This window comes from Emticicia agri (assembly GCF_004168285.1).
GTDB classification, from domain to species: domain Bacteria; phylum Bacteroidota; class Bacteroidia; order Cytophagales; family Spirosomataceae; genus Emticicia; species Emticicia agri.
In genome coordinates, this window is sequence record NZ_SEWF01000054.1 from 1 (window position 1) to 26,713 (window position 26,713).

Annotated in this window: 25 protein-coding genes; 15 read left to right on the top strand and 10 right to left on the bottom strand. The window is 38.7% G+C overall.

The window, feature by feature from the left end:
* Positions 1-1,820: 3-coathanger stack domain-containing protein (locus tag EWM59_RS27800; RefSeq protein WP_165372275.1), on the top strand; the 1,820-nt coding region annotated here is incomplete at its 5' end.
* 59 nt (positions 1,821-1,879) lie between these two features.
* Here the strand turns inward: EWM59_RS27800 and hemA are convergent.
* Positions 1,880-3,136: a glutamyl-tRNA reductase gene (gene hemA / locus EWM59_RS23460; RefSeq protein WP_130023688.1), complete on the bottom strand. Its 1,257-nt coding sequence runs from the start codon at positions 3,134-3,136 to the stop codon at positions 1,880-1,882.
* A gap of 425 nt (positions 3,137-3,561) precedes the next feature.
* On the opposite strand from hemA, the gene EWM59_RS23465 reads away from it, so the two are divergent.
* From EWM59_RS23465 to EWM59_RS23485, 5 genes are all read left to right on the top strand, one after another.
* The gene (locus EWM59_RS23465; RefSeq protein ID WP_130023689.1) at positions 3,562-4,785 is read left to right on the top strand and encodes a peroxiredoxin family protein; all 1,224 of its coding nucleotides are present in this window, start codon (positions 3,562-3,564) and stop codon (positions 4,783-4,785) included.
* 67 nt (positions 4,786-4,852) lie between these two features.
* A complete protein-coding gene (idi, locus tag EWM59_RS23470; protein ID WP_130023690.1) occupies positions 4,853-5,398 on the top strand; it encodes an isopentenyl-diphosphate Delta-isomerase in 546 nt (181 codons plus the stop codon).
* 20 nt (positions 5,399-5,418) lie between these two features.
* A complete protein-coding gene (locus tag EWM59_RS23475; protein WP_130023691.1) occupies positions 5,419-5,808 on the top strand; it encodes a VOC family protein in 390 nt (129 codons plus the stop codon).
* Between the two features lie 118 nt (positions 5,809-5,926).
* On the top strand, positions 5,927-6,628 hold the full coding sequence (locus EWM59_RS23480) for a peptidylprolyl isomerase (RefSeq protein WP_130023692.1): 702 nt from the start codon (positions 5,927-5,929) through the stop codon (positions 6,626-6,628).
* Positions 6,629-6,727: 99 nt separating this feature from the next.
* Entirely contained in the window at positions 6,728-7,636 is a 909-nt protein-coding gene (locus tag EWM59_RS23485) for an SDR family oxidoreductase (RefSeq protein ID WP_130023693.1), read from the top strand.
* A 4-nt stretch (positions 7,637-7,640) separates the two neighbouring features.
* Here the strand turns inward: EWM59_RS23485 and nadD are convergent, their stop codons facing one another.
* From nadD to EWM59_RS23500, 3 genes are all read right to left on the bottom strand, one after another.
* Positions 7,641-8,213: a nicotinate (nicotinamide) nucleotide adenylyltransferase gene (gene nadD / locus EWM59_RS23490; RefSeq protein WP_130023694.1), complete on the bottom strand. Its 573-nt coding sequence runs from the start codon at positions 8,211-8,213 to the stop codon at positions 7,641-7,643.
* Between the two features lie 175 nt (positions 8,214-8,388).
* The gene (locus EWM59_RS23495) at positions 8,389-9,534 is read right to left on the bottom strand and encodes a Gfo/Idh/MocA family protein (RefSeq protein WP_130023695.1); all 1,146 of its coding nucleotides are present in this window, start codon (positions 9,532-9,534) and stop codon (positions 8,389-8,391) included.
* Between the two features lie 93 nt (positions 9,535-9,627).
* Positions 9,628-10,338: a GntR family transcriptional regulator gene (locus EWM59_RS23500; RefSeq protein WP_130023696.1), complete on the bottom strand. Its 711-nt coding sequence runs from the start codon at positions 10,336-10,338 to the stop codon at positions 9,628-9,630.
* Positions 10,339-10,881: 543 nt separating this feature from the next.
* Here EWM59_RS23500 and mraY point away from each other — a divergent pair.
* On the top strand, positions 10,882-12,102 hold the full coding sequence (mraY, locus tag EWM59_RS23505) for a phospho-N-acetylmuramoyl-pentapeptide-transferase (protein ID WP_130023697.1): 1,221 nt from the start codon (positions 10,882-10,884) through the stop codon (positions 12,100-12,102).
* 4 nt (positions 12,103-12,106) lie between these two features.
* On the opposite strand, the gene EWM59_RS23510 is transcribed toward mraY, so the two are convergent.
* The 3 genes from EWM59_RS23510 to EWM59_RS23520 all read right to left on the bottom strand — a co-directional run bounded on the left by EWM59_RS23510 (position 12,107) and on the right by EWM59_RS23520 (position 14,488).
* Positions 12,107-12,904: an alpha/beta hydrolase gene (locus EWM59_RS23510; protein ID WP_130023698.1), complete on the bottom strand. Its 798-nt coding sequence runs from the start codon at positions 12,902-12,904 to the stop codon at positions 12,107-12,109.
* A gap of 63 nt (positions 12,905-12,967) precedes the next feature.
* A complete protein-coding gene (locus EWM59_RS23515; protein WP_130023699.1) occupies positions 12,968-13,810 on the bottom strand; it encodes an alpha/beta hydrolase in 843 nt (280 codons plus the stop codon).
* A gap of 117 nt (positions 13,811-13,927) precedes the next feature.
* Positions 13,928-14,488 carry a MarR family winged helix-turn-helix transcriptional regulator gene (locus EWM59_RS23520; protein ID WP_130023700.1) on the bottom strand — a complete coding sequence of 187 codons (561 nt, stop codon included), beginning with the start codon at positions 14,486-14,488 and terminating at the stop codon, positions 13,928-13,930.
* A gap of 210 nt (positions 14,489-14,698) precedes the next feature.
* Between EWM59_RS23520 and EWM59_RS23525 the strand changes: the two genes are divergently transcribed.
* Genes EWM59_RS23525 through EWM59_RS23535 form a run of 3 tightly spaced genes read left to right on the top strand, consistent with a single transcriptional unit; the run spans position 14,699 to position 18,711 of the window.
* Positions 14,699-15,742, top strand: a complete 1,044-nt coding sequence (locus EWM59_RS23525; RefSeq protein WP_130023701.1) for an HlyD family secretion protein — start codon at positions 14,699-14,701, stop codon at positions 15,740-15,742.
* A gap of 27 nt (positions 15,743-15,769) precedes the next feature.
* The gene (locus tag EWM59_RS23530) at positions 15,770-17,374 is read left to right on the top strand and encodes a DHA2 family efflux MFS transporter permease subunit (RefSeq protein WP_130023702.1); all 1,605 of its coding nucleotides are present in this window, start codon (positions 15,770-15,772) and stop codon (positions 17,372-17,374) included.
* Positions 17,375-17,409: 35 nt separating this feature from the next.
* Positions 17,410-18,711, top strand: a complete 1,302-nt coding sequence (locus tag EWM59_RS23535; RefSeq protein WP_165372276.1) for a TolC family protein — start codon at positions 17,410-17,412, stop codon at positions 18,709-18,711.
* A 141-nt stretch (positions 18,712-18,852) separates the two neighbouring features.
* Here EWM59_RS23535 and EWM59_RS27805 read toward each other — a convergent pair whose 3' ends face one another.
* Positions 18,853-19,026, bottom strand: a complete 174-nt coding sequence (locus tag EWM59_RS27805; RefSeq protein WP_165372277.1) for a hypothetical protein — start codon at positions 19,024-19,026, stop codon at positions 18,853-18,855.
* Positions 19,027-19,043: 17 nt separating this feature from the next.
* Here EWM59_RS27805 and EWM59_RS23540 point away from each other — a divergent pair, with 17 nt between their 5' ends.
* The 5 genes from EWM59_RS23540 to pruA all read left to right on the top strand — a co-directional run bounded on the left by EWM59_RS23540 (position 19,044) and on the right by pruA (position 23,301).
* On the top strand, positions 19,044-19,829 hold the full coding sequence (locus tag EWM59_RS23540; RefSeq protein WP_130023704.1) for an SDR family oxidoreductase: 786 nt from the start codon (positions 19,044-19,046) through the stop codon (positions 19,827-19,829).
* Complete coding sequence (locus EWM59_RS27810) at positions 19,829-19,987, top strand: DUF2147 domain-containing protein (protein ID WP_165372278.1); 159 nt, start codon at positions 19,829-19,831, stop codon at positions 19,985-19,987. Before EWM59_RS23540 ends, EWM59_RS27810 begins: the two co-directional genes overlap by 1 nt.
* A gap of 91 nt (positions 19,988-20,078) precedes the next feature.
* A complete protein-coding gene (locus tag EWM59_RS23545; protein WP_130023705.1) occupies positions 20,079-20,423 on the top strand; it encodes a hypothetical protein in 345 nt (114 codons plus the stop codon).
* A gap of 15 nt (positions 20,424-20,438) precedes the next feature.
* Complete coding sequence (locus tag EWM59_RS23550) at positions 20,439-21,347, top strand: helix-turn-helix domain-containing protein (protein WP_130023706.1); 909 nt, start codon at positions 20,439-20,441, stop codon at positions 21,345-21,347.
* A 322-nt stretch (positions 21,348-21,669) separates the two neighbouring features.
* Positions 21,670-23,301 (top strand): L-glutamate gamma-semialdehyde dehydrogenase, encoded by a 1,632-nt coding sequence (gene pruA, locus EWM59_RS23555; protein ID WP_130023707.1) that lies wholly within the window; start codon positions 21,670-21,672, stop codon positions 23,299-23,301.
* A gap of 76 nt (positions 23,302-23,377) precedes the next feature.
* Here the strand turns inward: pruA and cysS are convergent, their stop codons facing one another.
* Both cysS and EWM59_RS23565 read right to left on the bottom strand, forming a co-directional pair.
* Positions 23,378-24,982 (bottom strand): cysteine--tRNA ligase, encoded by a 1,605-nt coding sequence (gene cysS, locus EWM59_RS23560; protein ID WP_130023709.1) that lies wholly within the window; start codon positions 24,980-24,982, stop codon positions 23,378-23,380.
* Positions 24,983-25,111: 129 nt separating this feature from the next.
* Positions 25,112-26,104, bottom strand: a complete 993-nt coding sequence (locus EWM59_RS23565; protein ID WP_130023708.1) for a CobW family GTP-binding protein — start codon at positions 26,102-26,104, stop codon at positions 25,112-25,114.
* Positions 26,105-26,713 lie beyond the last annotated feature (609 nt).

Below are 26,713 nucleotides of genomic sequence, written 5' to 3' on the forward strand. Positions count from 1 at the left end.
GTCAGACTACTTTATCGAATATCAATTTCACGATTCCTTCAGGAGTTTTGCCAACTGGAACGAATTACCTGTATGTCAGAGCCAAAGATGAAAATGGTAAATGGAGCGAGCCGCTGATGCGACAATTGAATAATGTGGTAACTCCTCCTGTGGCATCAATAGTAAAAGCCGAGTATTTCATCAATACCGACCCGGGAATTGGCTTAGGGACGAATATAGTTATTCCATCGGGTCAGACGACCTTATCGAATATCAATTTCACAATTCCCTCGGGGAGTTTGCCATCGGGAACGAATTATCTGTACATCAGAACCAAAGATGAAAATGGCAAATGGAGTGAACCGCTGATGCGACAATTGAACAATGTGGTAACTCCTCCTGTAGCATCCATAGTAAAAGCAGAGTATTTCATCAATACTGACCCGGGAATTGGCTTGGGGACAAATATAGTAATCCCTTCCGGTCAGACGACTTTATCGAATATCAATTTCACGATTCCTTCGGGAAGTTTGCCAGCCGGAACAAATTATCTGTATGTCAGAACCAAAGATGAAAATGGCAAATGGAGCGAACCACTAATGCGGCAATTGAATAATGTGGTGAATCCTCCTGTAACATCAATTGTAAAAGCAGAGTATTTCATCAATACCGACCCTGGAATTGGCTTGGGGACGAATATAGTTATACCCTCTGGTCAGACTACTTTATCGAATATCAATTTCACGATTCCTTCAGGAGTTTTGCCAACTGGAACGAATTACCTGTATGTCAGAGCCAAAGATGAAAATGGTAAATGGAGCGAGCCGCTGATGCGACAATTGAATAATGTGGTAACTCCTCCTGTGGCATCAATAGTAAAAGCCGAGTATTTCATCAATACCGACCCGGGAATTGGCTTAGGGACGAATATAGTTATTCCATCGGGTCAGACGACCTTATCGAATATCAATTTCACAATACCATCGGGAAGTCTGCCATCCGGAACGAATTATCTGTACATCAGAACCAAAGATGAAAATGGCAAATGGAGTGAACCGCTGATGCGACAATTGAATAATTTGCCAAGCTCAACACCAGCCATTGTCAAAGCCGAGTATTTTGTAGATACTGACCCTGGCTTTGGCTCAGGAATTAATGTGCCTATTACAGCCGGACAAACTACATTGACAGGCGTTAATTTTAACCTGAATTATGGCAGTTTATCTGACGGAGAACACACCCTTTGGGTGAGAGCCAGAGATGAGCGGGGTAAATGGAGTGTTGTAGCCATGAAACGTATCGTAAAGGCTACTCCACATATTATGGCAGATGCTGCACCGAATCCGGTATGTCTGGGAGCACCTATTGCGATTAATTTCACTACCAACAATGCAGGGTCGTTTACTTATACTGCCTTTATCTCTAACGCAAGTGGCTCATTTTCTGAAAAAATTGTCTTAGGAAATCTTACAAGCAATGCCACCACAGCTACCATCAATGGGGTTATTCCTTCTTATATAGCCAAGGGTGAGTATTATAAAGTCAGGGTTGAGTCATCAAATGGGGTAGACGGTATCGAATCAGAGTATCTGATAGTCAATGCCTGTACCGCTGACTGTAATCAAACGCTTACTTTATCCAGCCCGACAGATAATTACAACGGGCAGTATCTGTTGAGAGAGAGTAATCAGCCTATAACAGCTACCAATATTATTTCGGGCCCTTCTAATGTCATTTATAGGTCTGCTAAATCCATTCTGTTAACCCCACAAAGTGGCGCAGGGTTTGTGGTTGACGGAGGGGCTGTTTTTAAAGCAGAAATAGGGGGATGCCCCCAATAGGCATAAAAAGAAAGCCGACATATACCATCGGCTTTCTTACAATTTATATACAAGGATAATTAGACCGTTTGTTTTTCAAGATTGAATAAGTCGTTCAGGACATCAATCAGGGTTTCTGCTTCACCACGTTTACAAGCTGCTTTCAATTGCAATACAGGTAGTTTAATCACCTTTTGCATCATACTTGCCGTGATTCTCTCCATTTTCTCCGCCTCTTCTGTCGATAATTCTTTCACAAAGCGAGCCATTTCTTCTTTTCTGATTTGTTCCAGCGCTCCTTTCAGTTTCTGAATAGTGGGCGAAACAATCATTTCCTGCGACCAGTTATTAAACTCAACCAGAGCGTCAGCAATAATACTACGCACATGAGGCACTGCTTCCAGACGGCGTTGTAGAGCCTCATTGGCACGGCGTTGAATCTCATCTAAATCATACAGCACAATGCCTGCCAGTTCTTCAACATCCGGACTGATACTACGAGGTACAGAAAGGTCAATCAGGTACTTAACTGTAAGCGTTTTCTTTTTAAGTGTATTTTTAGTAATCAAAGGCTCTTCAACACGTACCGATGAAATCACAATATCAGCGGCTAATATCTGCTCATGTACCAATTGAAAATCTGATACCTTGAACCCTAATTCCTGCGCCAGCGCTTCTGCTTTGGCAGCAGTACGGTTAGTAATAGTTATATTCTGATAATTTTTATCTGCCAGTGTTCTGCACACGTCTTCGCCGATTTCACCCGAACCAATCACTAAAATTTTAGGATTAGCCAGTAAAGGCAAGAAACTCTCCAATACTTCAACAGTTGCATACGAAGTAGAGGCTGCACCATCTCTGAAGCCTGTTTCCTGTACTACTTTTTTATTGGTGAAGAAAATGGTATGCAATAAGCGATGCAAAAACGGCCCTGCCATTTGCATATCGGCTGACCATTGGTAAGCATGTTTTACCTGATTCGGGATTTGCAGGTCTCCAACTACTTGTGATTGTAGCCCTATAGCTACTTCAAACAGATAATTTACAGCTTCGTTATGATCGTTAATATATTCAAAATAAGGAAGAATCTCGTTTGAATTGAGAACTTTTAAACTGGCAATTAAGCGAATGATTTCTTCGCTGATGTTATTTTCCGAATAATAGTAAATCTCAGTACGATTGCAGGTAGAAAGAACCAATGTTTCTGAAACCTCAAAAGTCTCACGTATTTTGAGCATCAGATTCTTACATTCCTCTTCATTAAGTGCAATTTGCTCTCTGATATTCAGAGAAGCATTCTTATGAGAAATAGTTATTGCTTTAAAGTGTCCGTACATGTCCGTCAGTAATTCCCTGCAAATTTACAGTCAGAAAACAATATGATTGTTATGAAATGTTATGATTTTCGTCAGTTTTTGTAATTTAGAATAGTTCTAAACTTCAAAATGTGTTTCAGAATTTTTCAACTAAGAAAAATACAAAAGTAGATTTAGTAAACAACCGTCGGTAATGGATAACAAAAAACCTGTCGAAACAATTCAAAGTTAGGGAGTAATCTCCTGAAATTTGAATATTTTTCTACCAATAGGCAAAAAAATCTTACAGATTGCCTAATTATCAAGTTAAATGGTTTTGAGCAATGATTAAACGAATATAAGGGGGTATATTTTATAAACATTGATAAATATAAATCGGAACCTCTATACGGCTGTTGTCTAATAAAAGTGAATCTTTATCTTTGTTATCAATATCCGAAGAAAATATGAAAAAATTACTCCTACTATCTTTCATTGCCTTAGCGTCTTGTAAAAACGCTGCTGAACTTAAAACAGGCACCTGGCGTGCTACTATTGAGACCACAGGCGGCGAATTGCCTTTTGGATTAGATATACAAAAAGAGGGCGATGGTTACGCCATTCTGGCATTGAATGGCGATGAAAGACTGCCAATGGATAAGGCTTTTATCAAAGACGACTCGCTCCATATTCCGATGGAGATTTTCGATGCGGAAATTGTAGCTAAGATAGAAGGTAATCAACTGACAGGCTACTGGAAAAAAATGCGCTCGAACTTCACGTTTTTACAGGCTGATTTCAAAGCAGAATATGGTAAGACCTATCGCTTTGCTGAAACATCTGAAATACCCAAAGTATCATTAGCACCAACATACGAGGTTTTATTTCTTTCAGCAGATAAACAAGACTCAACCGAATCTGTAGGTGTTTTTAAAACCAGCGGCTCACAGGTAAAGGGGAGCTTTCTGACAACAACAGGCGATTATCGTTATCTGGCAGGGGATATTATTGGCGATAGTCTGAAACTCTCTTGCTTTGATGGTACACACGTATATTTGTTCAAGGCAAAGATTGAAGGTGATAAACTGACAGGCGGCGGTTTCTGGTCGGCTCCATCAGGCTTTGAATTATGGTCAGGTGTTAAAAACGATAATGCCAAATTACCCGATGCCACTAAACTGACCTATCTGAAAGAGGGTTACAAAACTGTTGATTTCTCGTTCCCGAATACCGATACTAAAAAAATATCATTGAACGATGAGGCCTATAAAGGTAAGGTAGTCGTGATTCAGATTATGGGTTCTTGGTGTCCGAATTGTATGGACGAAAGCCGTTTTTTAGCTCCCTGGTACAAGAAAAACAAAGATAGAGGAGTAGAGATAATAGGCTTATCTTATGAAAAAAGTACTGATACCTCGTTTGCTCTCCCAAAAATCAAGAAGATGAAAGAACGATTCGGGATAGATTATGAAGTCCTATTGGCAGGAACCAATAATAAAGATGAAGCCTCTAAAACTTTACCTATGCTTAATAAGGTGATTGGTTTCCCGACTACGATTTTTATTGATAAAAAAGGGCAGGTAAGAGAAATTCATACCGGGTTTTCAGGGCCTGGTACAGGGCACTATTACGATGAATTTGTGAATGATTTTAATCGCCTGATAGATAAACTATTGGCAGAAAAATCATAAACGGAAGATTCACAGAAACATTTTAGGTAATAGTGGTGTTTGGGTGTATAATCAAGCAAATAAAAGTATGAGTGTTGATACAACAGAAATAATACTGGTAAACGAATCAGATGAGGAAGTAGGTAGCGGAGAGAAACTATGGGTACATCAGCAAGGCTTATTGCACAGAGCTTTTTCAGTGTTGATTTTTAATGACGACAATGAGTTATTGATTCACCAGAGAGCCCTTGATAAGTACCATTCGGGAGGACTCTGGACAAATACCTGTTGCGGTCACCCCAATGTAAATGAAGCAATAAAAACAGCCGCCGAACGCCGCCTGGGTGAAGAAATGGGCTTTACTTGTGATTTAGATTTTCTATACAAGTTTCATTACAAGACTGCCTTTGAAAACCAACTGACCGAAAATGAGATAGACCATGTTTTTACAGGAACCTATAATGATTTTTTTGAGGTAAATCCGGCAGAGGTTATTGCTTACAGATGGGTCAGAGTGGCAGATATTATAGAAGAAATAGCTAATAATCCGGAGAGTTTTACTTTTTGGTTTAAAAAAATTCTGAAAAGTCAGGCATTTCAGGCCTTTGTAGCCGAGAATCATGTTTTATCATAAACCTGTATATACATTATCTGATGGAAAAGAGAGTAATAGGTATCGGTGGCATATTTTTTAAATCAGAAGATACTGATGCCTTACGAAGCTGGTATAACAAGCATTTAGGCATTGAGTCAGAATCGTGGGGAGGTGTATTTGAATGGAGAAGAAAGGATAATCCTGATGATGTAACGTACACAGCCTGGAGTGTATTTAAAAAAGAAACCAAATACCTCGACCCGAGCAAAAAAGACTTTATGGTTAATTACCAGGTTGAAAATTTACTTGATTTAATGGCTGCGCTGAAAGAAGAAGGGGTTACCATTGTTGGCGATATGGAAGAATCAGAATTTGGTAAATTTGCCTGGATACTTGACCCCGAAGGAAATAAGATAGAACTCTGGGAGGCACCCAAAAATATACAGTAACGCAGTATTTCTTTTTCAGTAGCAGACGGCTATTTTGACCCAAATAAGATTAATTTTAACTGTTTCTTATCACTTTTGATAATTATTGTATTTTTGTGCTTCTATTTTTAAATAAAGCATGAAAAAAAGTCTTTTCGTTATCAGTTTGTTATTAGTTACTTCAGTAACTTTTGCTCAAAAGAAGTCTAAAAAAGATTATCTCATTACCCTGAAAACTACTTATGGAACCATGCATATGGTTCTGTTCGATGATACTCCCTTACATAAAGCCAATTTTATTAAACTTGTCAACAAGAAGTTTTTCGATAGCCTGTTATTCCATCGTGTCATTGAGAATTTTATGATTCAGGGTGGAGACCCAACCTCAAAAAATGCTAAACCCGGCGATAGATTAGGTAGTGGTGGCGATGAATTAGAGCGCATACCGTTCGAGTTTAAGTCTAATCATGTACATAAGAAAGGAGCCTTGGCAGCCGCTCGTGATGGTAACCCTGAAAAAAAATCAAGTGCATGTCAGTTTTATATTGTGCAGGGCAAGAAATTTACCGATGACCAGCTAAGTGTAGTAGCAAGCCGTAATAAAATGGATTATACCAACGAACAACGTGCTGACTATATAGGCATAGGTGGTTCGCCCCATTTAGATAATAATTATACTGTTTTTGGCGAGGTTATTGATAATTTAGCCGTAATAGATACCATTGCCAGCCAACCGAGAGATGAGGCAGACCGACCGCTCAAAGATGTAAAAATGGCAATGACTGTGAAGAAAATGAAAAAGAAAAAGATAACGAAATTATACGGCTATAAATATCAGTAAACAGAGGGTTAATCTGTTTTTGTAATACCATTCAGGCTGTAACACTCTTATAATTAATCAGCATAAACAACTTCTACAAAGTATAAAATACTCACAAAAATGAAAAAGATTTTAATTACAGGTTCAAATGGTTTATTAGGACAAAAACTGGTAGAGTTGCTTATCAGAACCAATACTCATGAAGTAATAGCTACAGCAAGAGGCGAAAACCGCCTGCCATTTAAAGAGGGCTATACTTATGTGGCAATGGATATAACCGATAAAGCACAGGTGCAGGAGGTAATAGACCGCATACAACCCACTGTAATTATTAATACAGCCGCCATGACCAATGTGGATATGTGCGAGAGTGCCAAAGATGATTGCTGGAAACAGAATGTGAGTGCAGTAGAGTATTTAGTTGAAGCCGCAGAAAGAAATAATAGTTTTCTGCTTCATGTATCTACCGATTTCATTTTCGACGGAAAAAGTGGCCCTTACAAAGAAGATGCCGACGCTAATCCGATTAGTTTTTATGGGTGGAGTAAATATGCTGCTGAAAAAATAGTTACCAACAGCAATATCCGTTGGGGTATTGCCCGTACGGTTTTAGTATATGGTATTGCGCATGACATGAGCCGTACGAATATTATCTTGTGGGTAAAGAAATCGCTGGAAGATGGCAAAAATATAAAAGTTGTTACCGACCAGTGGCGTACCCCTACATTAGCCGAAGATTTAGCCAAAGGTTGCGCACTAATTGCCGAGCAGGAGGCCGAAGGTATCTTTAATATTTCGGGTAAAGACTTCCTGACACCTTATGAGATGGCTATTATGACAGCCGATTACTTCGGATTAGATAAATCACTTATTTCAATGGCTGATTCTACCACCTTTTCTCAACCTGCAAAACGTCCGGCACGAACAGGGTTTGATTTAACCAAATCTCGTGAAATATTAGGGTATGAACCCGTAAGTTTTACAGAAGGTATAGGTATTCTGGCCGAGCAGATAAGTGTAAATGCCTGATTGATTACAGATAGAATTTTTTCCATCTGATATATTCCTCTACTACATCGCTTACCATGTAGCGGATAGGCTTACCTGCCTTTATACTATTACGTATAAAGGTGGCTGAAATGTCTAATAAGGGTGCTTCAATAAACTTTACTTTCGGATGATTCTTGAAATGATGATCAGGAGTATTCGGTCTTGGATACACATATAACTCATAATATTCCAGAATCTTGTCATAGTTTTTCCAGTTTTCAAACTGTACCAGATTATCTTCTCCCATTATCAGTTTGAATTCGTGTGTGGGATGCCGTTCAGCCAATTTTGTAAGGGTATCAATGGTATAGCTGGGTTTAGGCATAGAAAACTCTATATCGCTTGCCTTTAGCTGATAGTTATCAGAAATGGCTTTTTCTACCATTGTCAGGCGGTCGAACTCATGCAAAAGTCCTTTATTCTTTTTAAAAGGATTCTGTGGCGAAACAATAAACCATACCTGCTCTAAATCGGTAGTGTAGGCCATTGTATTGGCAATAATCAGATGCCCGACATGAATAGGATTAAACGAACCAAAAAACAAACCAATCTTCATTATGCTTTTTAGAATTTTGTGCAAATATAAGAGTAAATAAAAAACGGCAACCGTTCTTTCAATAAAGTGGCTGCCGTTTAATCGTATTAAATAATTGCCACTATGTTTCACAATAAAATAATAGTGTAACATAGTGGCACCCTTGTGTACATTGTGGCAAAATAATACTATGTAATTACACCGTTACCCAAGCCTGTTTACGGTGGCTCTCAATGATTCTTTCGCAAATCAATAATTCACGTAAACCATCAGCAAATGTAGGATAAGTCGGGTTTTCCGGTTGTTTGCCTTCTGCTACGGCAGCATATACTTCTTTGAACAATTGTTTTGAGGTATCCGGGAAACCTTCGTTGTGTCCACCCGGGAAGCTAATCAGGCTTGTTGCTTCACGGTAGAATAACGATGGGTCTTTCATCAATACCTGATTGGCTCCATCGCGTTTACCAATCCACATTTCGTTTGGTTTTTCAGAACACCACTCGAAATTGGCTTTAGAACCAGAGATTTCTATGTTCAGACGGTTTTTGCGGCCTGCTGAAACCTGACTTACGGTTACACTACCTTTATTACCGTTATCAAAACGCAACAATACATTGGCGTGGTCTTCGGTATTGATAGGCACTTCCTGATAATCAGAAGCCTGTAACATTTTGCCTGAATAAGTCTCGATGGCTTTCAATGGTTTCAGACGGGTTTTATGAACCGTTGAGAAATCGGCCATTACTTCGGTAATTTTCAAGCCGGTGATATACTCGGTTACATCTAATAAGTGAGAACCAATATCTGCAATTGCTCTTGAATCACCAGATTTATCCGGTTCCAGACGCCAGTTATAGTCAGTTTGGTAGAAAAGCCAGTCTTGCAGGTAAGAACCTAAAATTGAGTAAATTTCACCTAAGTCACCTTTTTCACGCATGGTTTTCATCTGGCGTACCAAAGGATAATATCTAAGGTTAAAGTGTACTGCATTTACCAAACCTGTTTCTGCGGCTATTTTCACCAGTTCTTCAGCTTCTTCAATTTTAGTCGCTAAAGGTTTTTCGCAAACTACGTGTTTGCCTGCCAATAAAGCGGCCTTTGATTGCGAATAGTGTAGAAAGTTAGGCGTACAAACGTGGATACACTCAATGTCTTCCTGTTTTAACAAATCTTCAAAAATATAAGCTCGTTCGATACCCAGACTGGCAGCTTTTTCAGTAGCCAAATCAATATTAGCTTCGCAAAGAGCAGCTACTTCTACATTTGGTAAGCGGCGTAGGGCTTCGATATGAGCTGGCCCAATAAAACCCGTTCCAACAACGGCAACTTTAATTTTTTTCATAGTTGAATAAAAACCCCTAACCCCTGAAGGGGAATTTTTGGTTAAAGAATACCCCCCTTTAGGGGCAGGGGGCGACCGTCGCACGGTGTGTCATTAATTAAAACTACTTATAGCGTATTTTTCAGTATTACAATAAATGAGGCTATACAGATAAAAACCCTCTTTTGATGTTCCGTAGCGTCTTAAAATCTGCAAAATCGGTGATTTTACTTTTGCTTTCAATAAACCGGCAATCTCTTTGGTGGCGGCAATAGCCCTTACCTCTTGTTGCATGCTATTAACATCTATCTGGTAACGCATAAAAAGCGTACGGAACAATGAGCCATCAACTAATGGCTCGTCTGTTAATGCCGTAATGTTTTCGTTTGGAATGTAAGTTTCTTCGAGTATCACCGGAGCTTCTTCTACCGACCGGAGACGCTTCAAAAATACAAATTCTGTATGAAACTCTTGATGAAGTAAATGTTTAAAAATAGGTTCGGTAATTGTCTGCAATACCGGCCCTTGTAAAATAGAAGTAGTACCGTGCCGGTCACTGGCACCTACTACCTCTGTCCACCCTTTCAACGAAAGCAAACCTAAAGATTTTCTGATCGATGCTACTATACTTCCTTTGCCATGCTGGCGGGTAATATAGCCCTCTTTTACCAGTTCGGTCAGTGCCTGCCGTACAGTCATACGTGTAGCGCTGAACTCAGCGCAAAGGTCATTTTCAGAAGGGAGTAAACTACCCTCTACATATTGCCCTGAAGTAATTTTCTCTTTTAAATGAGCCTGGATTTGCCGGTAAAGCGGTATCTTCATAATATTACCCTTGAGCGCTAAAGTATCGGGTGTATAAAGATGCAAAAATAACAGGCTTTTGCATATCAACACTATTTTTCTGGTCTTCTATTTATCAAAAAAGGCACTCAGGATGCCCGAATGCCTTTCCAAGACGAAAATACTTTAACCTATGATGAATACCCCGACTGGCGAGGAACTCAAAATCTTTATCTGCTTCTGAAAGAAGCTTAATGAATATATTTATATATTATTCTAATCTACCTATCGAATACCCTACAAAAAAAGACAAAAAAGGTTGTATAGGCAAATATTTAAGAGGTTTTTTTTAAGAGGGATAATTTTGCATCAGGTATTGGTCAAAAAAGTATTAGAAATGTTGGAAATTTTATATTCAGTAGCGAGTTTTTTTTCCCCCTTAAAGCAAAAAAGCCAGAATGCAAAATTGATGTTTTTTGCTATTTAACAATTAATAGGCTGGAAATTCCTAAAAAAAGATGGTTTTTTTTCTGAAAACTTCAAAAAAAACTATCTTTGCTACACTTTCCTAAAACCCGATGTCCTATGCTTTATTATCTCTTTACTTACCTTGATAAAACCTTTAATTTTCCTGGTGCGGGGGTGTTTCAGTACATCACATTCCGTGCTATGGGGGCTATCGTTTTCTCACTTTTAATTGCAGCAATTTATGGTAGCAGACTGATTAATTATTTGCGGAAACTCCAGATTGGGGAAACTATCCGTGACTTGGGTTTGCAGGGTCAGATGCAAAAAAAGGGTACACCAACGATGGGTGGGTTTATTATTTTAGCCTCTTTACTGATTCCGGTTCTGTTGTTTGCCCGATTAGACAATGTATATATTGTATTACTGATTATTGCTACTATCTGGACATGCGGCATTGGCTTTGCTGACGATTATATTAAGGTTTTCAAGAAAGATAAAGAAGGCCTGAAAGGTCGCTTTAAGATAGTAGGACAGGTAGGTTTAGGCTTAATTGTGGGGCTAACCTTGTACTTTAATGATTATGTAAAAATAAGAGTTTACGAGAAAGCTAAAATCAGTACAGCTGTAGGAGAAGTACAGAAATATGTAGATACCAATTCATTGACTACTACTTTACCCTTTTTTAAAAATAACGAAATTGATTACCAGATTCTTGGCAGTTTTCTGCCTGATAGCCTGGCATGGATTCCTTATGTAATTATTGTTATTTTTATTATAACGGCTGTATCAAACGGAGCAAATATTACAGATGGGATTGATGGGTTAGCCGCAGGTACTTCGGCTATTATCGGCCTTACGCTGGCTATTTTTGCCTACCTTTCAGGTAATAAAGTGTTCTCGCAATACCTCAATATCATGATGATTCCTAATTCGGGAGAGGTCGTTATTTTCTGTACCGCTTTTGTTGGCGCCTGTATAGGGTTCTTATGGTATAATGCTTATCCCGCTCAGGTGTTTATGGGCGATACAGGTAGTTTAATGTTAGGTAGTGTAATAGCTGTATTGGCTTTAGCATTACGCAAAGAGTTATTAATACCTGTCATGTGTGGGATATTTTTGGTAGAAAACCTGTCAGTGATTATGCAGGTAAGTTATTTTAAATACCAAAAACGGAAGAACGGACTTGAATATGCCCAGAAAAACCGCCTTTTCCTGATGTCGCCTTTGCACCATCATTTTCAGAAAAAAGGTTACCACGAAGCAAAAATAGTTACCCGCTTCTGGATTATAGGTATCGTATTGGCAGTAGCCTGTCTGGTAACTTTGAAATTGCGTTAAGAGATTACTTCAGAATTTCATCCATTTTGGCTTGATATTCTTTATATTTATCTAAACCCCGATGACGACCTCCCTCTAAAGTAGTGAGAATGTCCTTGGGGTTTTTCTTTAGTAGCTGGGTTAGTTTCAGGCTATGCTCGTAAGGGATAATCTGGTCGTCGGTACCATGAAACAGATAAATCGGGCATTTTACTTTGGTTATCCATTCATGGGTAGGTAGCTGAAATTCGCAGACTTTGCTATAAGGAAAAAGTGGTGCATGACTCCAGGCTACATCAGGAATACAGGTATAGGGTGCTTCTAATATCAGCATTTTTGCTTCATTATCCATCGCTAATTTGGTAGCCACTCCCGTACCTAATGAACGACCATAAATAATAATATTTCGTGGTGGGTAACGTCTCTGAATATCTTTGAGTACTGTCTGTGCATCGCTTAAAAGGTTTGCTTCATCTAATCTGCCATTACTTTTACCAAAGCCCCGGTAATCATACATGATTACGTCATACCCACGGGAAGTAAATTCTTTCGCATATTTTCCCCATACCTTTATATTGCGCGAATTGCCATGCAGATACATAACCACACCTTTCTTGGTTGTATCTCTTGTCAGAAACATCAGCGCATTGAGATTGATTTTTGGCACAGGCTCCACATAAAATTCCTGTGCATCTTCAAACTCAAAAGCATAGCCTTTTTCTAAGGTATCGGGATGAAGAAGAATAAAACGTTGAAAAAGAACGGCTAACCCAAAAACGGAAGCGTAAATAATGAGCGCAATTGTTATAATTTTTTTAACCACTGTATCTTTTGTTATTGCAGAAAATATCTGATGAACAGGTTGAAAGTATTTTAAAATACAAAGCTATTCGATTCGGAATTGTTTATCAAAAATTAAATCAAATCTATCTAATAAAATATCTTCAAGGTGTTTATGGTACTCAGGAAAAGAAGGTAGATTATTATGACCACCTCCGTAAATGGGTACTAACCGGGTATGTTGCGGAGCGAGCTTTGCCAATCTAACACTTGAACGAAAAGGAATCAGAAAATCTTTTGTACCATGTATAATATAAACCGGACACTTCACAAATTTAATGTATTCGTCGGTACGGATAGAGAACCGCAGAATCATAGAAACAGGGAGAAAAGGAAGAAATCGGCTGGTGAGTTGTGAGAAGCTATAATAAGGTGCATCAAGAATCAGCATTTTAGGGTTATTCCGGGATGCTAATTTACAGGCAAAGCCAGAGCCTAACGAGCGGCCATAAATAACAATATTCTTTTCAAGATACCCTTTTGTTAACATTTTATTATACACTACCTGCGAATCTTCGTACATAATGTCTTCGTTACGTCGTCCGGTACTCTTGCCAAAGCCTCTGTAATCAATCATCAGTACGTCGTAATCATGCGCAAAAAAATCTTTGGCATATTTAGCCCAGCCTTTAATACTTCGGGTATTGCCATGAAAATAAATCACCAGTCCACGGGTAGTTTCGCCTACATCATAAAACAACAGACCATTAATACGGGCGCCATCGGGCATGTCAAAGAAAAGTTCTTCAAAATGGTCGTCATACTTGAATTTGAAATCGGGTGAGAGTTTTTCGGGTTTGAATATAAAATACTCCTGTACCTTATAAGCTACGATACAGATAAGTACATAGATAATAACAACTACCATAATGATTTGCGTAACTGTCATAAGTACTCCAGGAGATTTATTTCTGCCAGACAGCAGTAATTACTTAAGGCATTGGTTTTCAGTTACGAACATACATAGTTTTTATGAATTATCAGAGATTGCGCCTTTAAGATTCACCTAATTTTTATTGAGTTCCTCTTCCGGCTGGAATACCAGTGAATCTTTTCGCATAATGGCATAACTGAGGTCATTTGCTTTATTATATTGTGTAGAGGCTTCGTAGTGATCAACCAATTCGTACAAAATACCCCGTAGCATTTCTAATTTATCCGCGCCTAATATTTCCTTGAATTTTTCATTGACATATTCCATGGCTCTTTTCCAGTCAATCAAAGCCTTGATACCTTTTTCGGAGTGGCGCACAATCAATGCCCGGGCATCTGTCTGGTCTTTTTCTACAGTTACATACCCCTCAGCCTGCAATTCTTTTATCAGTTTACTCATGGCCTGCTTGGTTACACATACTTTATTAGAAAGGTTATTAATATTGGTTCCTTCTAAATCTATGTGTAATAAAGCTACTGCATGGCCGATTCTGAAATTTTTGTAGCCAATACCTTGCAGGTACTCACTGGCTATCTCGCTCATAAAGCGATAACTTTTACCCAGCAACTTGCCAAAAAGCCTTCCTTTAATAGCCTTAAAAATGGCTACTTCTTTCAATATGTCTTCGTTCATTGTGTTGTTAAGATTCAATTCGCTGATTATCAGCTTATTGCAAAAATAGTAAATTCTGTCAATTCCCTTTCGGAATACAAAACTAAATAGAAAAAATAAATTAGTCAATATGCTTGACTAATTTAGTCAACTTAGTTTACCTTTGCATCGTCAATATAGTTGACTAATTAAGAAAACAAAAAGTATATACTCATATTACCTAAGAAAAGAATGGAAACTCCACAAAAAAAATCCTTTAAAAACTACATCCCCCGCATCATTTTAGTCCTAATTCTGGTAGGCGCAGGCATCTATGGTTACCAACGCTACAAGTACAACCAGGCTTATGAAACAACCGACAATGCACAGATAGAAACTTATACAGTACCTGTAGTGCCACGTGTGGGCGGTTATGTAAGCAGTGTAAGCATGAAAGATTTTGAGCAGGTAAAGAAAGGCCAGCTACTGGTTGACATTGACGACCGTGAACAGCAACTGGCCTTAACAGAAATGGAAGCAGTGTATCAGCAATTGCTGACAGACGTTGAAAATGCCAAAGCTAATATCAAAAATACAGGTATGACCATCAACGCTGCTGAAACCAGTATTACAGCCACTGTATTGCGCAAAGACAAAGCACAAAAAGACTCGGAAAGAGATGCTAAACTATATACAGACAATGCCATCACAAGACGGCAGGCAGATGACAGTAAATCGAATTTTGAAGTATTAAGTGCCCAATATGAAGGGCAGAAACAGGATATTGCTGCTTCTAAATCACGTCTGGATATTCTGTATAGCAACCTGCATAAAGCAGAGGCTGCGTTAGCCGTGCAGAAAGCAAAAATAGACCAGCAGAAACTTCGCCTCACTTACTCGAAAGTATATGCCACCGAAAACGGGAAAATTGGGAGAAAGAGCGTTGAACCCGGTCAGTATATTCAACCTGGGCAAACTTTAGCTACCATTGTACAGGATTCTTTATATTGGGTAGTAGCCAATTTCAAAGAAACACAAATCGGTCGTTTAGCTGTCGGGCAAGAGGCTACTATTAAGTTAGATGCGTATCCTGACCTTGAAATGAAAGGTAAAATTGCTGATTTCTCAGACGCTACCGGAGCCAAATATGCCCTTCTTCCGCCTGACAATGCCAGTGGAAACTTCGTAAAAGTAACCCAGAAAATACCTGTTAAAATTGCTATTGACGGTGTAGAGAAATACCGGGACAAATTGCGTGCAGGTATGAGCCTTGAAGTAGAAGTGAAGATTAAATAAGGTACTTTATCCACATAAGAATTTTTCATGGAACAAACAGTAGAAATACAAAACAAAGCGGCGGGTGTTTCAAGGTTTATTATCGTGCTTACCACCGTAACTGCCGCTATCATGGAGTTACTGGATACCACAATTGTAAACGTAGCACTCAACCAGATGGCAGGCTCACTGGGAGCTACCATCGAAGATATTGCCTGGGTTATTACGTCTTATGCTATTGCCAATGTAATTATCATTCCGATGACGGGCTTTTTAGGAGAGTATTTCGGGCGAAAGAATTATTATCTCGGCTCAATGATACTCTTTGGCATAGCTTCCTATCTCTGTGGTAATTCGGGCAGTCTTTGGGAATTAGTACTCTGGCGATTTGTGCAAGGCATCGGCGGAGGAGCTTTATTATCCACCTCTCAGGCCATTTTATTCGATGCGTTTCCGGGCAAAGAAAGAGGAATGGCCTCAGGGCTTTTTGGAATGGGTATTGTATTAGGCCCGACACTCGGACCCACCTTAGGAGGTTATATAGTAGATAATTATACATGGGGCGATATTTTCTTTATCAACGTACCTATCTGTATAGTTGCCACTATTCTAACCATTATGTATATCCCTAAAAAGGCCGATGAGGGAAAACACAGAGACAAAATAAAAATTGACTATCTGGGCATATTACTATTGATGATAGGTATCGGCGCTTTACAATATGTTTTAGAGAAAGGTGAATCAAAAGACTGGTTTCAATCGAAAGAGATTGCAATTGTATCCTTATTAGCATTAGTAGGCATTGTTGGTTTCATCAGCCGTGAATTGAATACTGACCACCCTGTGGTTAATCTGAAAGTATTTGCCAATAGAAACTTTGCCTTTTCAAGCATTTTCGTTTTAGTATCCGGTTTTGGATTGTTTACCTCCGTATTCGTTTACCCGGTTCTGGTGCAAAGAATCAACGGTTTTACACCCTATGAAACCGGACTTTCGTTGCTCTTTCCTACGCTTACTATTCTGCCATTATTCCCGATTCTGGGGCGACGTATGTCTGCGGGAGCTTCACCTATTCCATTTGTAGTATCCGGGATTATCATTTTTGCTGCCTTTGGTTTTTATAGTGGTACCGCCACTACCGATATGGGTCGCTGGGATTTTTACTCAATGCAGCTTATGCGTGGTTTGGGAACAGTGCTTTTGCAATTACCTCTGATTAACGCCTCAGTAGCAGGGCTGAAACCCAATGAATTTGGTGCAGGTATCTCATTGACCAATATGATTCGTCAGTTGGGTGGGGCATTTGGTATTGCCTTAGCCAATAACTATGTGGCACAGCAATATGCCCAACACCGAGCAGATTTAGTGGCTAATTATGTGCCGAGCAATCCCTTGTTCACTGAGCGATTCAATGCCATCAAAATGTCATTCCTGTCTCGTACAGGCGATGCGGTACAGGCTACTGCTCAGGCTTACAGGCAATTGGAATTACTGCTCGACAGACAATCGTACTATCTGGCGTATCTGGATACCTTCCGTATCATATCCATTTTCTTTATCTGTGTGCTGCCATTAGTAGTATTGCTAAGAACCAAAAAGAAAAGTGCTGCCGAAGCTGCTGCTGCTGCTAAAGCCGCCGCAGAATCTCATTAATGATAGATTATCAAAAATATTTACGTTTCCGAAAAATGAAATTTCAAAAAATAACCATAGCTATCTTACTGATTTTTAGTCAGATAGCCATCGCACAGAATGCCAATGAAACGCTGAGTTCGTTGGTGAAACAAGCCATAGAGTATTCGCCACGTGTAAAAGAACAGATACAACTATTAAACGTTGGCGATTACCGCATCAAGGTTCAGCAAAGTGGAACAAAGCCACAGATTAATGGCGAGATAAGTTATACAAGACTCGACCCTATTGCTGAAGCCGTAATTCCGATTCCGGGTTTTGAGGGTAAATTACAGTTTCAGCCACATAATAACTATAATACTAATATAGCTGCATCGTATGTAATTTATGACTGGGGCAGATTTAAAGCAGGGGTACAAAAAACCTTGCTTGAAATGCAACAACAACGTGAAGGTATTGAAAGCCTGAAACAGACATTGGCCTATCAGGTAGCACAATTGTATTATGGGATTATTTACCTCCAAAAAGCCATTGTGGTACAACAAGACCAGGTGAAATTAGTTGATGAAAACAGTAAGATTATCAGCGACCGATTGAAAAGTGGTGATGCCCTTGACTATGATGTAGTGCAGGCACAGGTACGCTACAAAAATGCCGAAATCAGGGTAGTAGATTTACAAGGACAATTAGAGAAACAATATATTTTTCTGAGTGCTCTGATTGGCTCTGATGCCCATAAACAGATTCCGGCTAATGCTGAATTGCAGTATAATTATCCTTTTGCTGATGTGCAGGGAGCCATAGGGGAGGCTGCTGTGAATAACCTGGACATTAAAACAGCTTTAGCCCGTGAGAGTGCTTTGGCGCAGGAGGTAAAAATCTCATCAATGAGTAGCTTGCCACAATTGGCAGCAAATGGAGCAATAGGTATCAAAAACGGTTATCAGCCGGATATTGATGCCTGGCGTTTTAATACTTTATTAGGTGTAAAACTGAGCATTCCGATTTATACCGGAAAGCGAGGAGCTTATAATACCCAGATTGCCAGAATTAATCTGGATGCTGCCAGACAAAGCACTGAAGCACAGAAAACACTCATTAGCCGTGATATTGAAAATGCCTTTAATGATATAAGAGTAGCTACCCAAAAGAAAACCTTGGCCGAACGAAATGTCTATCAGGCAGAATATGGTTTGAAGTTAGCTAAAATCCGTCTGACCAATGGAGTTAGTACTCCTTTAGAAATCCAGACCTCAGAAACAGCCCTGGAAGATGCCAAATTCAGTTTACTACAATACGATTATCAGATATTGCTGGCAAAACTGGAAGTGAGCAGATTGTCGGGGGTGAAGTTGTAAGATTAAAGATAAATTCTCTTTTTAATGAGATAGAGAGTAATGTCCCGGGAATTAATATTTTCGGGACATTATTATTCAATAGAAGTGAATACCATTAGCCAATATATCTGCCTTCAATAGCAGGCTATTAGTAATTATTCGCTAAGTGAAATGGCAAACGAGCTTTACCTGTTGAGTAGCCATAACTGAAATACTACTGCTATAAAGATTGAGTAGAGAAGCTGCCCGAATTGCACCACCAAAAATCTTCCTTTTGACTACAACATTGCGACTTTTGACTACATCTGTTTTCTGATTACTGCTGAACTTTGCCATATCAAAATATCAGAAAAATGGACTTAAAAAACAGCACTATCCTGATTACAGGTGGAACAAGTGGAATCGGCCTGGAGTTGGTAAAGCAACTTACCGAACAAGGGGCAAAAATCATCATTACAGGGCGTAACCTTCATACATTAGACGAAACAAAAAAGAAGTTTCCAAACATTCATATTTTTCAAAGCGACGTGAGTAATCCGAAAGATATACAACAGCTTTACAAGAATGTTACTCAACAGTTTCCTGATTTAAATATCATCATCAATAACGCAGGTCTTATGCGGCTGATAGATTTACAGGACACTACCATAGATTTAGGAAATCTTATTAGTGAAATCAACACCAACCTTACCGGGACAATCCAAATGGTACATGAGTTTTTGCCGCATTTGCTTACAAAGAAATCAGCTGCAATTGTAAATGTTTCATCGGGTATTGCATTGATGTCTTATTCTTCTGCACCTATTTATAGTGCTACAAAAGCAGGTGTTCGGGCTTATACACAAGCTTTGCGTTTGCAGCTTGAAGACACGAATGTAAAAGTGTTTGAAATGATACCTCCCGGTGTTAATACTAATCTTCAAAATGATTGGGTACAACAACCTAATCCGAGTCAAATGATGAGTGTGGACAAAATGGTAAATGTTGCCATCGATGGACTTTTGAAAGATAAACCAGAACTTAAACCGTTCTTAATAAGCGTGTTAAAAATAGTAAGCAGAATTATGCCTAATTTACTTTTAAAATTCGGACACGGAGAATTTAAAAAATTCAAAGAAAAAAATCGTAAAAACAACTAATGAAAATCATACTTTTGGTAACTACGATGGTGATTACATCTATTATAACCTTTGCACAGCAATTGCCTGCAGATAAAATAATAGGTATATGGGAAAGTGTGGATTCAGAGGTAGGACTAAAATTTGAAATTTATAAATCGGGGGATAAAAAGTATTAACCAGATAGAGTTTCGGGGTTATATAGGCATCTCTTTATTGGGAAAAACGATGAAGTTGAAAAGAATTCAATAACAATTTAAATCATAAAAAATGAAAATCATTAGCATTATACTCATGATAGTATCAGCATTTCTAAGTATCAAACACGGTTGGGATGCTTTTCAGCCAGCTACAGCCGAACAAACAAAAATGATGGGGAACTTAGGAATTACACCCTCTGTAATGCCCTTCTTTGGGGTGTTTTCCATTGTTATAGGAGTAATGTTGTTTTTTGCACAAACATTTTTTCTAAGCAATGTTCTTAATGCCATAACCATTGTTTTAATTATGGCATTGTCGTTAAGGGCTGGAGATTATAAAATGGCCTTGATAGAAATTCCGTTTCTTACCATGCCGTTGATAATGATTTGGTTAAAATACCCGTTTAAATTTTAATAGTAAACCCTTAACATGGCAAATACAGCACCATATCGAATAAAAACCATAACAGAGGGGCATCGATTGACAGGTCTTGAAAAACCTCATCATCCGCTCATCAGCATTGTAGATGTAGCGAAATTTAAAAATCATTATGATATAAACGCTGTGATTTTTGACTTTTATGTGGTGTCAATTAAGCGAGGATGTAATAATTTGTTGTACGGACAACAAAAATACGATTTTGATGAAGGTTTAATGGCGTTTATGTCGCCCGGACAAATATTACGGGGTGAAGAGGGTGGAATGCCTCCCAATCTTGAAGGATGGATGCTGTTCATTCATCCCGATTTTTTGTGGAACACACCCCTTGCCAAAAAAATCAAGCAGTATGATTATTTTGATTATGCCACCAACGAAGCACTCTTTCTTTCAGATAAAGAAGAAACACTTATCAAAGGTATTATTGATAATATCCAACAGGAATACAATGCCCAAATTGATAAGTTTAGCCAAGATGTAATTATTGCACAGTTAGAACTTTTGTTTACCTATGCACAACGTTTTTATGAACGTCAATTCATTACCCGAAAAATAACTAACAGTAAAATTCTGGAACGTTTGGAAGATGTGTTGACTGACTATTTTAACAACGAAGATTTATTGTCAAAGGGATTGCCTACGGTACAGTTTATTGCTGATAAACTTAATATTTCTACCAAATATTTAAGTAGTTTAATGAAACATTTAACAGGATTAACTACGCAACAACATATCCACGAAAAACTAATTGAAAAAGCCAAAGAAAAATTATCTACCTCCAGTATGTCGGTAAGTGAAATTGCTTACGAATTAGGTTTTGAACATTCTCAATCGTTCAGTAAATTATTTAAGGCAAAAACCAAGCAAAGTCCATTAGAATTCAGAGCTTCGTTTAACTAATGGAAAGACTCTACTATATTAATATTATTCCATATTTTAGCTACTGGAATGAAGCTGAAATATGGAATAATCAATCGCTGTAGCATTTATTTATAGCGTGCTTATGGAAAAACACTTCGTGGGGTTAATCTACAAAATTGTTAAATCAATTGCACAGTCAATTACTTGCATCTGCTACGTTCAAATACAAGTAAACCGAAATGCAAAGAATTGTGTTGTATTGATTATTATGGTATTAGCTGAATAAGAATAGATAAAAGATTTATTCTCACATATCTAAAATTTCGGCTAATTTTGGCAAAAAATCCCCCTTCATCAAATCATGAACAATACTATCTTTAAAGTACCCACTCCGGTGAATGAGCCGGTTTTGAGTTATGGAAAAGGTTCTCCAGAAAAAATAGCATTAAAAAAGGCTCTTGCAGAAGCTCGCTCGAAACAAATAGATGTACCCATGTATATTGGTAGCGAGCAAATTCATACCAATAATAAAATTAAGCTGTCTCCTCCGCACGACCACCAGCATATATTAGGCTATGCCAGTGAAGGAGATGCTTCTCATGTAGAAAAAGCGATTGAAGCAGCTTTGGCGGCTCGTCCGGCCTGGTCAGCGCTTTCATGGGAGCAAAGAGCCAGTATTTTCCTGAAAGCAGCAGATTTATTAGCAGGGCCTTATCGTGCTAAAATGAATGCGGCTACTATGCTGGGTCAATCAAAAAATGCCTATCAGGCAGAGATAGATTCTGCCTGTGAGTTAATAGATTTTCTTCGCTTCAATGTAGCATTTATGGAGCAGGTCTATACTGGTCAGCCTGAATCAGTACGTGGTTTGTGGAACAGAGTAGAATACAGACCATTAGAGGGTTTTGTATTTGCGTTAACTCCTTTCAATTTCACAGCCATTGCCGGAAATCTACCTTCTTGCGTAGCGATGATGGGTAATGTAACCGTATGGAAACCAGCCTATCCGCAAATCTATTCGGCTCAGATAATCATGGAAATTTTCCGTGAAGCCGGTTTGCCGGATGGAGTGATTAACCTGATTTACGTAGACGGCCCTACTGTAGGGGAGGTTGTTTTCAAACACCCTGATTTTGCAGGTATCCACTTTACGGGTAGTACTAAAGTATTTCAGACTATCTGGAAAACCATTGGCGAGAATATCCATTTATATAAATCTTATCCTCGCATTGTGGGCGAAACAGGGGGTAAAGATTTTGTGATGGCACATGAGTCTGCCGATGCTAAAGCTTTAGCAACAGGTTTGGTGCGTGGGGCTTTTGAATATCAGGGACAAAAATGTTCAGCAGCTTCCCGTGCTTATATTCCATCGAATCTCTGGGAAGAAGTAAAAGGATATATACTGGCCGATTTGAAAGAAATTAAAATGGGTGGTACAGAAGACTTCTCCAACTTCGTCAATGCAGTTATTGACGAAAAGGCGTTTGATAAAATTGCTACCTATATAGATAATGCTAAGAAAAGCGATAAAGTAACTATTATAGCTGGAGGAAATTACGATAAATCGAAAGGGTACTTTATTGAGCCGACTATCTTACTCACCTCAGACCCAATGTATATAACGATGTGTGAAGAAATCTTTGGCCCGGTACTGACTATCTATGTATATGAACCAGCAGATTTTGAGAAAACCCTGGAAATTGTTAATACAACCTCGCCTTATGCCTTGACAGGTGCCATCTTTGCTAAAGACCGATATGCGATTGACTTAGCAACCAAAAAATTAGTTGATGCTGCCGGAAACTTCTACATCAATGATAAGCCGACAGGTGCTGTAGTAGGCCAACAACCATTCGGTGGTGCCCGTGCCTCTGGTACGAATGATAAAGCAGGTTCTATCCTGAACTTATTTCGTTGGGTACAAGCACGTACAATTAAAGAAACTTTTGTTTCACCTACAGATTATAAATATCCGTTTTTGGGGGAGGAGTAAGAAATATAAATTCGTATTAACAAAAAAAGGTAGCACTTCAAAAATGCTACCTTTTCTATTATATAACTGTAAAATTCTATTCCTCCCAGGCCCAATCAATGCGGTGTTTCATGTCTTTGATAGTCATACCGTTTGATTTAAAGTAATTTCTGATTTCATCTACTTTATCATACCGCTGGCTTGATTTGTATTCTTTATAGAGAGATAACATACCACTCAGAATACCATCTCCTTGTGCTAATGGCTCTTCTTTAATGCCTAAAATCTGTTCCATAAACACTACGAACTTTTCTTGCAACAAGTTGAAAGTATCTTCACCCAAAGCACGTGGGTCAAGCTGATTCATATAAATCATGTTCACATACTTCAACAAGTTGAATAATTGCGCAATAGCTACGGCAGTATTCAAGTCGTCATTCATTGCCTCATAAAAAGCCTGTACTGTTTTTTCAATATCTGCTTTTTTCTTTTCATCAATGGCAATTTTAATAACTGGAGAGATAGCAACATTTAGATTCTCATAATTTTGAACCAAACTGTTAATACCATTTAACTCCTTTGTATCATCAATTAATTCTTTTGGAATTCTCTCAACGGGCTTGTCATTAATATCCATTGTTAAAGTCTTCACAATGCGTAAACCATTAATCAGGCGTCTATATCCTTTTTGTGCTGCTCTTAAAGCATCGTTTGAAAAGTCAAGCGTACTACGATACTGTGATTGCAGCATAAAGAAACGAACTGTCATAGGGCTGTAAGCCTGGTCGAGCAATGGGTGACTTCCGGCGAAAAGTTCAGCAGGTAAAAATGAATTACCTAATGATTTCGACATCTTTTGTCCGTTTACCGTCAACATATTCGAGTGCATCCAGTAGCGAACGGGTTCTACACCTGTGATACCTACCCCCTGTGCAATTTCACATTCGTGGTGCGGAAATTTCAAGTCCATACCACCGCCGTGAATATCAAATTGTTTGCCCAGATATTTGGTACTCATGCAAGAACACTCTAAGTGCCAACCCGGAAAGCCCATGCCCCACGGAGATTTCCATTGCATAATATGTTCAGGGCTTGCGTTTTTCCAGATAGCAAAATCAAGCGGATTCCTTTTTTCTGATTGACCATCCAACTCACGGGTTTCATTCAGCAAATCTTCCAGGATTCTGCCTGATAATTTTCCGTAATCGTTTCCTTCTTTATTATATTGATTAATATCAAAATAAACTGAGCCGTTCGATTCGTAGGCTAAACCTTTATTAATCAGAGTTTTTACTGCCTCAATCTGTTCAACTAAGTGTCCTGTGGCAGTAGGTTCTATGCTTGGTGGCAGGAAATTGAATTGCTCTAATACCTTATGGAAATCGTTGGTATAGCGTTGCACAATTTCCATTGGCTCCAGTTTTTCCAGTTTCGCCATTTTCCCGATTTTATCTTCTCCTTCATCGCCATCACCTACCAGGTGACCTACATCAGTAATATTTCTTACATAACGGACTTTATAATCTATATGAGTAAGATAACGGAAAAGCACATCGAAAGTCAGGAAAGTGCGGACATTCCCTAAGTGTACATAGTTATAAACGGTTGGCCCGCAAACATACATACCTACATAGGGTGGACTCAGGGGTTTAAATTCTTCTTTCTGGCGTGTAAGTGTATTATAAATTTTCAGGTTTTGCATATAGGTCATTCAATATCTTATGTTTTATTGTATTGTATAACGTTTATTATGGTAAAGTGTATCTATGAGGATAGATGCAAATTTAAGGGGAATTTCTTGTATTATATATAGTATATAGAGTACAAGCGATTAAGCCACCGGAATTTCAAGTAAACAAGCATTCAGTTTTTCTTCATAGAACGCCCAGTCCAGTTTAGTCGGTGCAATCAGTTCAATGCGGCTATCACGGCGGTAAGCCATATATTGTACGGTAAACTCTCCACCCACGGCATTAATCATCACCCAATCTTTGCCCGTTCTGAAAACACCCTTGGCTCGGTAAACATCTTTTAAGTTGCTGAAGAATTGACGTAGCTTAGGCAAATTGAAAATTTCATCAGGCGAAAAAATCCAGCCGCAACCGTGTAAGCCTAAGCCATGACTTTCTTTTTTTACCGGATTCCCAACAGTCGGTGTAGGCAATTCCTCTTCGTGTCCATGATGGTGATGAGGAACTTCATGCGAAAACTGTGCCTTTCTATCAGGGAAAGGTTCGATACTTAACCAGTTAAAATCAATCTCGCCATTGCTTATAGACTCTATCAACAATTTTGGTGGATACAAAGAGTCTGCCCAATCTTTAAATTCTTCGGTTAATTCTTCTCCTGCTAAATCTGTTTTATTCGCAATTAGTACATCAGCCAGATTAATCTGGTCCTGAAAGGTCTCATTGGCTCTGAAATCTGCATTCGCCCAACGACGTGGATCAACCAGACAAATCGTGGCTCTTACATCTAATATATCTTTCATAAACTTGCCACGTAATAAATCCAGAATATTTTCAGGATGTCCCATACCCGTAGGCTCAATCAGAATACGGTCAGGTTTCTGCTGGCGCAAAACAGTTGTAAGGGTATATTGCATGGGTACATTGGCCGTACAACAGATACAACCCCCGGCTACTTCACGAATTGTAAGGCCATCTTTTTCTTCAATGGCCGTATGGTCGATAGAAACAGCTCCGAACTCGTTAATAATAATAGCCCAACGTTCGGACTGGGGTTTGCTTGCCAGCAAATGCCTGATAGCAGTGGTTTTGCCTACGCCTAAAAAACCGGTAATCAGATTAACAGGGATTTTCATGCAATGGTGTTTAAATGAAACAATGGCTTATTACCTTATTATATATAAGGAATGAATGGTATGCTCTTAACAAAGATTTGATTTTTTAAGTTTAGACCAGGTTCTTATAAAATAGAAGATAGTAAGTATAAAACAAGTAATCGGTTAATAGAAAGAATAGGATGATTTTTAGTCGTACCGAGCAATTAACTCAGCTTAAAGAAAGATATATAGGACAATATCAAGAAAGTGTATAAATCTTCAAAAAAGCTGAAAAGCTAAAGGGCTTATGGTAAGGAAAGTAAAGAAAGAGTCTGTAAAAACTTTTAGAAAGGGTCTTGACAAAGGCAAAAAAGTGGCGTACCTTTGCAGTCCCAAAAATGAGAGACACACTGAGCGTTACATAGCAGGAGCATAGTAAAAAGGTGATAATCAGAAAATTAAGGGAATCTCAAAAATAAAGTTTAAAATTAATTTGGAGTTGTAGAAATAAGTTCAGAATTTTGCACCCCGATTGATTGAGAGAGTAAGAAAAGAGAGTTGAAGAGAAAGCATGAGGCGAAAATAAAAATCGAAAAAAATTAGGAGTTGTAAAAATAAGTTCAGAATTTTGCACCCCGATTGATTGAG

Excerpts from the sequence above, each read along its gene's own strand:
- hemA (WP_130023688.1), bottom strand. The coding sequence starts at position 3,136 with ATGTACGGACACTTTAAAGCAATAACTATTTCTCATAAGAATGCTTCT.
- EWM59_RS23530 (WP_130023702.1), top strand. The coding sequence starts at position 15,770 with ATGGAACAAACAGTAGAAATACAAAACAAAGCGGCGGGTGTTTCAAGG.
- EWM59_RS23465 (WP_130023689.1), top strand. The coding sequence starts at position 3,562 with ATGAAAAAATTACTCCTACTATCTTTCATTGCCTTAGCGTCTTGTAAA.
- EWM59_RS23500 (WP_130023696.1), bottom strand. The coding sequence starts at position 10,338 with ATGAAGATACCGCTTTACCGGCAAATCCAGGCTCATTTAAAAGAGAAA.
- EWM59_RS27805 (WP_165372277.1), bottom strand. The coding sequence starts at position 19,026 with ATGGCAAAGTTCAGCAGTAATCAGAAAACAGATGTAGTCAAAAGTCGC.
- EWM59_RS23480 (WP_130023692.1), top strand. The coding sequence starts at position 5,927 with ATGAAAAAAAGTCTTTTCGTTATCAGTTTGTTATTAGTTACTTCAGTA.
- EWM59_RS23495 (WP_130023695.1), bottom strand. The coding sequence starts at position 9,534 with ATGAAAAAAATTAAAGTTGCCGTTGTTGGAACGGGTTTTATTGGGCCA.
- EWM59_RS23485 (WP_130023693.1), top strand. The coding sequence starts at position 6,728 with ATGAAAAAGATTTTAATTACAGGTTCAAATGGTTTATTAGGACAAAAA.
- EWM59_RS27810 (WP_165372278.1), top strand. The coding sequence starts at position 19,829 with ATGAAAATCATACTTTTGGTAACTACGATGGTGATTACATCTATTATA.
- EWM59_RS23515 (WP_130023699.1), bottom strand. The coding sequence starts at position 13,810 with ATGACAGTTACGCAAATCATTATGGTAGTTGTTATTATCTATGTACTT.
- mraY (WP_130023697.1), top strand. The coding sequence starts at position 10,882 with ATGCTTTATTATCTCTTTACTTACCTTGATAAAACCTTTAATTTTCCT.
- nadD (WP_130023694.1), bottom strand. The coding sequence starts at position 8,213 with ATGAAGATTGGTTTGTTTTTTGGTTCGTTTAATCCTATTCATGTCGGG.
- idi (WP_130023690.1), top strand. The coding sequence starts at position 4,853 with ATGAGTGTTGATACAACAGAAATAATACTGGTAAACGAATCAGATGAG.
- EWM59_RS23520 (WP_130023700.1), bottom strand. The coding sequence starts at position 14,488 with ATGAACGAAGACATATTGAAAGAAGTAGCCATTTTTAAGGCTATTAAA.
- EWM59_RS23535 (WP_165372276.1), top strand. The coding sequence starts at position 17,410 with ATGAAATTTCAAAAAATAACCATAGCTATCTTACTGATTTTTAGTCAG.
- EWM59_RS23540 (WP_130023704.1), top strand. The coding sequence starts at position 19,044 with ATGGACTTAAAAAACAGCACTATCCTGATTACAGGTGGAACAAGTGGA.
- EWM59_RS23550 (WP_130023706.1), top strand. The coding sequence starts at position 20,439 with ATGGCAAATACAGCACCATATCGAATAAAAACCATAACAGAGGGGCAT.
- EWM59_RS23475 (WP_130023691.1), top strand. The coding sequence starts at position 5,419 with ATGGAAAAGAGAGTAATAGGTATCGGTGGCATATTTTTTAAATCAGAA.
- pruA (WP_130023707.1), top strand. The coding sequence starts at position 21,670 with ATGAACAATACTATCTTTAAAGTACCCACTCCGGTGAATGAGCCGGTT.
- cysS (WP_130023709.1), bottom strand. The coding sequence starts at position 24,982 with ATGCAAAACCTGAAAATTTATAATACACTTACACGCCAGAAAGAAGAA.
- EWM59_RS23525 (WP_130023701.1), top strand. The coding sequence starts at position 14,699 with ATGGAAACTCCACAAAAAAAATCCTTTAAAAACTACATCCCCCGCATC.
- EWM59_RS23545 (WP_130023705.1), top strand. The coding sequence starts at position 20,079 with ATGAAAATCATTAGCATTATACTCATGATAGTATCAGCATTTCTAAGT.
- EWM59_RS23565 (WP_130023708.1), bottom strand. The coding sequence starts at position 26,104 with ATGAAAATCCCTGTTAATCTGATTACCGGTTTTTTAGGCGTAGGCAAA.